Source organism: Halopseudomonas sp. 4NH20-0008 (assembly GCF_057548395.1).
In genome coordinates this window covers 1-1,574 of the sequence record NZ_BAAJMD010000035.1, presented here as the reverse complement: position 1 = coordinate 1,574, position 1,574 = coordinate 1, and the positions used below count along the sequence as shown (strand labels likewise).

The following is a 1,574-nucleotide window of genomic DNA, read 5'->3' as shown; positions in this document are numbered from 1 at the left end:
TGTACCCAGCCCTGCGTGTCGGGCTCGGACAGGCTTTGGTCTTTACTCAGCGGTGTTTCCGAGAGTAACCAGGCCACCGTTGAGTCAATGCGCGCAACCAGCCTTATAGGCTCATCTTCCATCGGAAAGCCGAACGCACCCTGGTCAATGTAGCGCTGCACATCAAAGTCTGGCTGAGCCCGATACAGGCTGACGCTTTCTGTTACTGAGCGGAAGCGGTGAAGAGCGAATTGGCGGACATCATCATGGTCATTCACGGTAGCCAGCAAATAGGAGCTGCTGTCTCGGGTTACCAGCCCCAGAGGATGCAGTGTATAGCGCTTGAGTTCGCCTTTAAGTCTACTCATGTACTCGACATCAACTGCGTAATGATTGAGGAGGGCGTCGGTAAGGCCTTCCCAGATTGTAGCCTTGATCTCGGCGGGTATCAGTGACTTGCCATTCGGAATGGCACGTACCTTGCGACTCCATTGCGAAAAATCGTTGCCTTGCAGTCCGTCCAGGTGTTTGCGCGCGCTCTGGAACTTGTAGCTGATCTTGTCCATCGCAACCTTGGGCAACAAGCCGCGAACAGCTTCTTCTGCCAGCACCAGCGTCAAGGCGGTAACCGTATCCAATGCGGGGAGATCACTGTTGTAGTTGGCGATAAAACACCATTTGAACGGTTTGCCGCTCTTGTTGCACTCAAGCGGGAAGTGATCTGCCAGCTTTTCAAGATCACGCTGAACAGAGCGCGACGTCATATTGTAACCCTGTTCCTCCAGACGCATCTGAATGGTCGTGGTACTCAGGCTGTGGGGGGCTCTTGGCAACATCTGCAGGATGGCCAAGTGACGGAACAGGGTATCGCGCTGGCTCATAACGGCTCCTTGTTGGGCTATGCGACAGAAATAGTCGCATAGGTGGTGCAGGCTGTCACCTTCAAACACAGCAGGAGTACGCCTATGAATGGAACCTTCAGGCCTGAGCTTTTTGACCGCATCACAGCCCCCGCTAGCGGTGACAGTCTCCGTATCATTCACACTGACTATACAGACCCGCGTCCTTTGATCTGGGGCCGGCGTGATGATGGCCGGATTTTCCGGATTCCACTTACAGACAGTTTTGATACTGAATGGCAACCAGACGACCGGCATGCATTAGCAGTGAATGACCCAGCACGCATCCAAGGTTGTCTGCTAGGGGGCGCAGTGGGTGATGCATTGGGCGCAGCAGTAGAGTTCAGTGACTGGGCAACTATTCAAAAGCAATTCGGTCCGGCCGGTATCCGTCAGATGGCACCGGCTTATGGCCGCGTGGGTGCCATCACCGATGACACACAAATGATGCTCTTTACCGCCGAGGGCTTGATTCGCGCGACGGTCCGAGGCGAAGCCAGAGGGATCTGTGATATGCCATCGGTGGTTCATCACGCGTTACTACGCTGGCTTGCCACTCAGCATGTTCCAGCCTCTACCAAGGTGGGCATGGACGGCTGGCTGATCACCGAATCTGAACTGTGGTCCCGGCGCGCACCAGGTAACACCTGCCTCTCTGCTCTGAGTCAAAGCAGCCGTTTCGGCGAATTTGCCGTC

2 protein-coding genes are annotated in these 1,574 nt (G+C 55.1%); one reads left to right on the top strand and one right to left on the bottom strand.

The genetic code is table 11. The annotated features are described in order from the left end of the window. On the bottom strand, positions 1-860 hold an 860-nt coding region (locus tag AC27HQ_RS16900), incomplete at its 3' end, for a helix-turn-helix transcriptional regulator (protein ID WP_487157363.1). A gap of 84 nt (positions 861-944) precedes the next feature. Between AC27HQ_RS16900 and AC27HQ_RS16895 the strand changes: the two genes are divergently transcribed. After that, positions 945-1,574, top strand: a 630-nt coding sequence (locus AC27HQ_RS16895; protein WP_487157362.1) for an ADP-ribosylglycohydrolase family protein, incomplete at its 3' end; no start/stop codon positions are given.